At 71.0% G+C, this 6,034-nt stretch carries 8 protein-coding genes; 4 read left to right on the forward strand and 4 right to left on the reverse strand.

Going from position 1 to position 6,034, the window contains the following annotated elements; all coding sequences use genetic code 11:
• Position 1: 1 nt before the first annotated feature.
• Positions 2-559: a methylated-DNA--[protein]-cysteine S-methyltransferase gene (locus ACFWYW_RS15700; RefSeq protein ID WP_379631830.1), complete on the reverse strand. Its 558-nt coding sequence runs from the start codon at positions 557-559 to the stop codon at positions 2-4.
• 102 nt (positions 560-661) lie between these two features.
• Here ACFWYW_RS15700 and ACFWYW_RS15705 point away from each other — a divergent pair, with 102 nt between their 5' ends.
• Together ACFWYW_RS15705 and ACFWYW_RS15710 are read left to right on the forward strand one after the other, a co-directional pair.
• Complete coding sequence (locus ACFWYW_RS15705; RefSeq protein ID WP_379615659.1) at positions 662-2,521, forward strand: PAS domain S-box protein; 1,860 nt, start codon at positions 662-664, stop codon at positions 2,519-2,521.
• Between the two features lie 142 nt (positions 2,522-2,663).
• Positions 2,664-3,095 carry an ATP-binding protein gene (locus ACFWYW_RS15710; RefSeq protein ID WP_312896209.1) on the forward strand — a complete coding sequence of 144 codons (432 nt, stop codon included), beginning with the start codon at positions 2,664-2,666 and terminating at the stop codon, positions 3,093-3,095.
• Here the strand turns inward: ACFWYW_RS15710 and ACFWYW_RS15715 are convergent.
• From ACFWYW_RS15715 to ACFWYW_RS15725, 3 genes are read right to left on the reverse strand one after another with little or no spacing between them, the layout of a single operon-like run.
• Positions 3,079-3,696 carry a YidC/Oxa1 family membrane protein insertase gene (locus tag ACFWYW_RS15715; RefSeq protein ID WP_379615656.1) on the reverse strand — a complete coding sequence of 206 codons (618 nt, stop codon included), beginning with the start codon at positions 3,694-3,696 and terminating at the stop codon, positions 3,079-3,081. The genes ACFWYW_RS15710 and ACFWYW_RS15715 overlap by 17 nt on opposite strands.
• A 48-nt stretch (positions 3,697-3,744) precedes the next feature.
• Positions 3,745-3,975, reverse strand: a complete 231-nt coding sequence (locus tag ACFWYW_RS15720) for a DUF6412 domain-containing protein (protein ID WP_379615654.1) — start codon at positions 3,973-3,975, stop codon at positions 3,745-3,747.
• Positions 3,972-4,142, reverse strand: a complete 171-nt coding sequence (locus ACFWYW_RS15725) for a hypothetical protein (RefSeq protein ID WP_379615652.1) — start codon at positions 4,140-4,142, stop codon at positions 3,972-3,974. The genes ACFWYW_RS15720 and ACFWYW_RS15725 overlap by 4 nt, the downstream gene beginning before the upstream one ends.
• Positions 4,143-4,225: 83 nt before the next feature.
• On the opposite strand from ACFWYW_RS15725, the gene ACFWYW_RS15730 reads away from it, so the two are divergent.
• Both ACFWYW_RS15730 and ACFWYW_RS15735 read left to right on the forward strand, forming a co-directional pair.
• Positions 4,226-4,915 carry a response regulator transcription factor gene (locus ACFWYW_RS15730; protein ID WP_379615650.1) on the forward strand — a complete coding sequence of 230 codons (690 nt, stop codon included), beginning with the start codon at positions 4,226-4,228 and terminating at the stop codon, positions 4,913-4,915.
• A complete protein-coding gene (locus tag ACFWYW_RS15735; RefSeq protein ID WP_379615647.1) occupies positions 4,912-5,982 on the forward strand; it encodes a sensor histidine kinase in 1,071 nt (356 codons plus the stop codon). Before ACFWYW_RS15730 ends, ACFWYW_RS15735 begins: the two co-directional genes overlap by 4 nt.
• Positions 5,983-6,034: the final 52 nt, after the last annotated feature.

The following is a 6,034-nucleotide window of genomic DNA, read 5'->3' on the forward strand; positions in this document are numbered from 1 at the left end:
GTCAGCGGCTCTCGACGGTCAGGAGGTGGCGCTTGGCGGCGGCGCCTCCGGCGTAGTCGCCGAGTTCGCCGTCGGCCTGCACGATCCGGTGACACGGGACGATCACGCAGACGGGATTCTGGGCGAGCGCGTTCCCGACCGCACGCAGCGCGCGCGGCCGGCCGATGCGCTCGGCGATCTCGCCGTAGGTCGTGGTCGTCCCGTACGGCACCGCCATCATCTTCTGCAGAACCGTTTTGGCGAACGGCGTGGCGAGGGTGAGATCCACCGGCGTGGTGAACGTGCGCAGGCGCCCGGAGAAGAACGCGTCGAGCTCGCGGCGCACCGGGTCGAGCCGGGCGGCGTCGGGCCCGATGAAGGAGCCGAACTGCTTGGCGACCCGCTCGAACACCGCGTTCTCTTCGTCGAAACTGCAGGTCACGACCCCGCGCGCGGTCACGGCGAGGACGAGCCTGCCGACCGCGCCGTCGTAGCGGCCGAAGGCGACGTCGGGCGGGTCCTCGCTGCGGTAGGTCGAAGAGGTCACGCGGAGCAGGGCATCGAGGTCACCGCTCGACATACCCTCACCCACTTCGCCACCTGGGAACCCGTGACCGCAGCGTATCGGACGGATCGCCCGACGGAAGCACCCCGCCACGGGCAGTATGGAGATGTGGGAGACATGCGGGCAGGTAGTGACGACGACCTCGCCGCCGTCGTGCTCGCCAGTTCCCCCAACGCGATCATCGCTCTCGACCGGGATCAGACGGTGCTCCACTGGAATCCCGCGGCCGAACGGTTGTTCGGCTGGACCGCCGCGGAGATCGTCGGGCGCCGGGCCCCGATCGTGCCGGCCGAGCTGACCGCCGAGCACAACGCGGTGCTCGAACGCGTGCGCACCGGCGGCCAGGTCTCGCTGCACACCAAACGTTTCCGCCGCGACGGGAGCCTGCTGGACGTGCGGATCGACACCAGCGCGCTGCTCCAGGGCAGTTCTGTCGCCGGCTACGTCTGCGTGCACCACCTGACGCAGGAGGACGAGGGCGCCAGGTTGCGCGTGGCGCGCCGCGAGCGGCTGGTGCGCCGGCTCAACGACGTCGTCGGCGACATCAACTCGGAGCTGGAGCTGCCCGCCGTACTCGACCGCATCGCCGCCAGCCTCACCGAGCTGACCGGCGCGGACGCCGGCGGCTTCGTGCTGATCGAGGGGGAACGGCTGCGCCTGGTGAGCGTGCACCAGCTGCCGGACTCGCTCAAGGACACCACGGCCGACATGCGCAACAGCCTGGTCGGCAAGCTCTTACGCACCGGCAAGACCGTGCTGCTCGAGTCGCATGGGCTCGGTGACCTGGTCTGGGCGCGGCTGCCCGGACTGCACACGATCGCGCTCGGGGTGGCGGCGATCGGGGGCCGGCCGTACGGGGCGCTCTACGCGTTGTTCGCCGACCACAAGCCGGGGCACGTCGAGCTTGAGCTCTTGGAGCTGCTCGCCGGGCACGCGGGCATCGCGGTCGGCAACGCGATGGCCTACCAGGACGCGGTGCGCCAGCGGGCGCACGAGCGCGCGGTGTTCGACGCCAGCGCCGACGGCATCGCGGTCCTCGACGAGGAGGGCCGGGTCCTGCAGTGGAACCCGGCGGCGGCCGAGATGACCGCCTTCAGCGCCGAGGCGGTACTGGGCGGGCCGCCGCCGTTCCCGCTGCCGCAGCCGGGGGAGAAGCTGACGTTCCAGATGGAGACCGGGCGCTGGCTCGACGTGCTGAGCGCGCGGATCGAGGAGACCGGGGAGATCGTCGTCGACTTCCGCGACGTGACCACGGCCAAGGAGCTCGAAGAGGCCAAGGATCTGTTCCTGGCGACCACGAGCCACGAGCTGCGTACCCCGATCACGATCGTGGGCGGCTTCGCCAGCACGCTCGACGCGCGCTGGGACAAGCTCAGCGACGCCGAGCGGCGCTCGGCGGTGCACACGATCGCCGAGCGGGCCAGGTCGCTCGGGCAGCTCATCGACCATCTGCTGCTCGGCTCGCGGGCGGGGGCGGAGGAGCTGTCGGTGCGGATGGAGACGTTCGATCTGGCCGAGCGGGTGCGGGCGGCGACGCTGGGGCTGCCGGTGCTGTCGGATCGGCACAGCGTCGAGGTGGTGGTGCCCGATCGGCTGCCGTTCGTGCGGGGCGACGCGCTGGCCACCGACATCATCCTGGGGCAGTTGCTGGAGAACGCCTTCAAGTACTCGCCCCGGGGCGGTCTCATCTCGGTCGAGGCGTGGCCGGAGGACGATCGGGTGATCGTGGTGGTGGACGACGAGGGCGTCGGCATCGCCGCCCAGGACCGCGAGCGCATCTTCGAGAGGTTCGTGCAGGTCGACAGCGGCGACCGGCGCAGGTTCGGCGGCGTGGGGCTCGGGCTCTACATCGTGCGGAGCCTGGCCAGGGCCCAGGGCGGCGAGGTGAGCGCGCATCCCCGGCCGGGCGGGGGCACCCGCATCAGGCTGGCGCTGGGTCGTGCTCCTGATATCCGATCCGACACACCGATGCGGTAACGAGGTGGTCACGGATGCGCTGATCTATCGTCCAATGTGTACAAGCTGTGATCGAGATGCGGTTTCTGGGACTGGGTAACGGGGCATTTCGGTCGTACCGGGGAGTGTTCCCTCGGGGGGAACTGGGAGCGGGGAGGTGCGCGTGTCGAGCGTGGTGCTGTTGCCTTACGCACCGTCCAGCGTCGCCGTCGCCCGCCAGCGTCTGAGCACTGATCTGCAGGCGAGCGGCGTTTTCGAGAACGCCGTCGACGACGCTGTCCTGGTCGTGAGCGAGCTGCTGAGCAACGCTCTGAGGCACGCCCATCCGCTGCCTTCCGGCATGGTCAGGGTGGCCTGGTTGTGGAGCGATGATCACATCGAAGTCGCGGTGAGCGACGGCGGAGCGGCCACCGAGCCGCGCGCGGGCCGCCCCACGCTCTCGTCGCTCGGTGGCCGTGGCCTGGGCATCGTCGAATACGTCGCGGAGAGCTGGGGCGTTCGGCACGACGGCGACACCACAACGGTGTGGGCGATCCTGCCCGCGCCGAACGGCGTGGCGAACGGGCAGGTGGCCGCGCTCAGAGAGGCCGGGTAGCCAGCACGGCCCGTTCCCCCGCCGTCCACGCGGTGGAGACGAGCAGGTACAGCCCGGCCGCCAGCGGCAGCACGAGCGCGAACAGCGCCGAGGCGAACGGTAGCGCCTTGATCCACGCCGGACCGTCCATCTTGCGGGCGGTCAGCCACGCCACGAGAGCGATCAGAAAGATCAGGACTGCGAAGACCAAAAATGGCCAACTGATCAGTCCGTAATTCGCGACCAGCGCGGCGACCTGGTGCCCCAGGGGCGCGCCGAAAAGGGTGTGCCCGGCCAGCGCGGTCGGATGCGTGGCGACCTGATACACCACCCACAGGAACGGCGCCTGCGCCAGGCTCGGCCCGATCCCCGCCAGCGGCGACGTGCCCTCCTTGGCGTAGAGCGCGGTCATCTCCTTGCTCAGCCGCTCGGGGTTGCGGGAGTGGCGCTTCTGCAGCTCCTTCAGCTTGGGCGCCAGCCGTTCGCGGAGTTTGGCGGCCTTGGCCTGCTTGACGCCGAGTGGCAGCAGCAGCACGCGTACCGCGATGGTGAACAGCACGATGCCGAGCGCGGCGTTGCCGCCGGCCGTGCCGATGACGAACGTGACCAGAGAGTCGATCATGAGCCCTTCCTCGGGGGGAATGAGGGCTCGCCCGGTTACGAGCCCCGCCTAACGTGAAGCGGGGCTCGGTGACGGGGCTCTCGGTCTGGCCCGGCCGGCGGCGTCGGGATCGCGCTGCCGTACGAACGCGATCCGGCGCGCGTAGCGCAGCGGAAAGCTCGGCGCGGCGCCGTCACGCGCGGGCAGCAGCCTGGCGGCCCACGCGGCCAGCAGCAGGATGCCGACGCTCGCCAGCGTGGCCAGCGCCACCAGCCAGGCGGGATCGAACAGGAGGGTCACCGCGAGGGCGACCCGCTGATCACCCTGACCGCGATGAACACGACCAGAGCGATGACACCGATGATCAGAGCCACCTTGAACAGCACGGCGACCATCGGGAGGACGAAGTTGAACAGCACGAAGGCAGCGGCGAGCGTGCCAAGCACCAGCGCGACAATGCGACCCATGTGACCAAGGTACGTCCTTCGGCGTCCTTACGGCTCGGTGACGTCCATATCGGTTGTGTACCGCGGGGCCGTACCGTGAAGAGGTGAACACCCGCATCCTGGTGGTCGACGACGACCCCACGGTGGCCGAGGTCGTCGCCCGATACCTGGAGCGCGACGGTCACCAGGTCGAATGCGTCGGCGACGGGGCCGAGGCGCTGCGCCGGGCCCTCGCCAGGCCGCCCGACCTCATGGTCCTCGACCTGATGCTGCCCAAAGTCGACGGGCTCCAGGTCTGCAGGAAACTCAGGGAGCGCTGGCCGGTCCCGGTGATCATGCTGACCGCGCTCGGCGAGGAGATCGACCGGGTGGTCGGCCTGGAGACCGGCGCCGACGACTACGTGACCAAACCGTTCAGCCCGCGCGAACTGGCCCTGCGCGTGCGCTCCGTGCTGCGCCGCGCCCGCGGCGCGACCGGCACCGCCGGGACCGGCGTCCTGCGCGACGCCGACCTCGCCGTGGACGTCGGCGCCCATGAGGTACGGCTCGGCGACGCCGAGATCATGCTGACCGCCCGCGAGTTCGACCTGCTCGCCTACCTCATGCGTAACCCTCGACAGGCCTTCAGTCGCGCCCAGCTCCTCGACCAGGTGTGGGGCTGGTCGTTCGGCGATTCCTCCACGGTGACCGTGCACGTACGGCGGCTGCGCGAGAAGATCGAACCCGACCCGACGGCGCCCCAGCGGATCGTCACCGTCTGGGGCGTGGGATACCGGTACGAACCCTTGCCATGACCGCCCTGTCCATCATCGTCGCCGCCGCGCTCGGCCTGCTGGTGGCCGCGGCCGGAATCGGCGTGCTGCGCTGGCGGCGCGCCCGCTCGATCGGCGCCATGCTGGCGGTCGTCGTGGTCGCGGCCGTGGCGGCGACGCTGGCCGGCGTGGCGGCGATCACCGTCGACATGGTCATCGAGGGCCGGGCCAGGGACGTGGTGCTCGCGGTCGTCGGCGTGGGGGCGCTGGTGGGGCTCGGCGTGGCATACGTGGTGGCCCGGCGGGTCGTACGGGAGAGCAGGCGGCTGGTCGAGGCCGTGCGCTCGGCGCCGTTCGTCGCGCCGCAGGGCCTGCCGTCGGAGCTGCAGACGATCGCCAACACGCTGGAGGAGGCGTACGCGCGCGAGCAGGCCCTGGAAGGCGCGCGGCGCGAACTCGTCGCCTGGGTCAGCCACGACCTGCGTACCCCGCTGGCCGGGATGCGCGCCATGGCCGAGGCGCTGGAGGACGGCGTCGTCACCGACCTGCGCTACGTCACCCGGATCCGGCACGAGGTCGAACGGCTGTCGGTGATGGTGGACGACCTGTTCGAGCTGTCCAGGATCCATGCCGGGGCGCTGCGGCTGAGCCGTAGCCGGATCGGGCTGGCCGACCTGGTGGCCGACACGCTGGCCGGAGTCGAGGCCGTGGCGGCGGCCAAGGGGGTACGGCTGGCGGCGGAGGCCGCGCCCGCGCCGGTGGAGGCCGACGCCGGGGCGTTGGGACGGGCCCTGGCCAACCTGGTCGTCAACGCCATCCGCCACACGCCATCGGACGGGACCGTCACGCTCAGCTCGGGCGTGTCGGACGGCATCGCCTACCTGGCCGTCTCCGACGCGTGCGGCGGAATCCCGGCGGCGGACCTCGCCCGGGTCTTCGACGTGGCCTTCCGCGGCGAGGCCGCCCGGACTCCTTCGTCGGATGGCGGGGCGGGTTTGGGGCTGGCCATCGCCCAGGGCATCGTGGAGGCACACGACGGGATGATCGACGTGGTCAACGAGGGGGCCGGCTGCCGCTTCGAAATCCGCCTGCCTTTGGCGCCCGCCTGACAGGCACGGTCCTCGCGGATGGCGCGCTTCGCGCTCGGGCTCCCCTCAGTGG

The sequence above is a fragment of the Nonomuraea sp. NPDC059023 genome, assembly GCF_042740095.1.
Classification (GTDB): Bacteria; Actinomycetota; Actinomycetes; order Streptosporangiales; family Streptosporangiaceae; genus Nonomuraea.

What these genes read in the sequence shown, in the direction of transcription:
- ACFWYW_RS15700 (WP_379631830.1), bottom strand. Translation starts at nt 559, where the DNA reads ATGTCGAGCGGTGACCTCGATGCCCTGCTCCGCGTGACCTCTTCGACC.
- ACFWYW_RS15705 (WP_379615659.1), top strand. Translation starts at nt 662, where the DNA reads ATGCGGGCAGGTAGTGACGACGACCTCGCCGCCGTCGTGCTCGCCAGT.
- ACFWYW_RS15715 (WP_379615656.1), bottom strand. Translation starts at nt 3,696, where the DNA reads ATGATCGACTCTCTGGTCACGTTCGTCATCGGCACGGCCGGCGGCAAC.
- ACFWYW_RS15725 (WP_379615652.1), bottom strand. Translation starts at nt 4,142, where the DNA reads ATGGGTCGCATTGTCGCGCTGGTGCTTGGCACGCTCGCCGCTGCCTTC.
- ACFWYW_RS15735 (WP_379615647.1), top strand. Translation starts at nt 4,912, where the DNA reads ATGACCGCCCTGTCCATCATCGTCGCCGCCGCGCTCGGCCTGCTGGTG.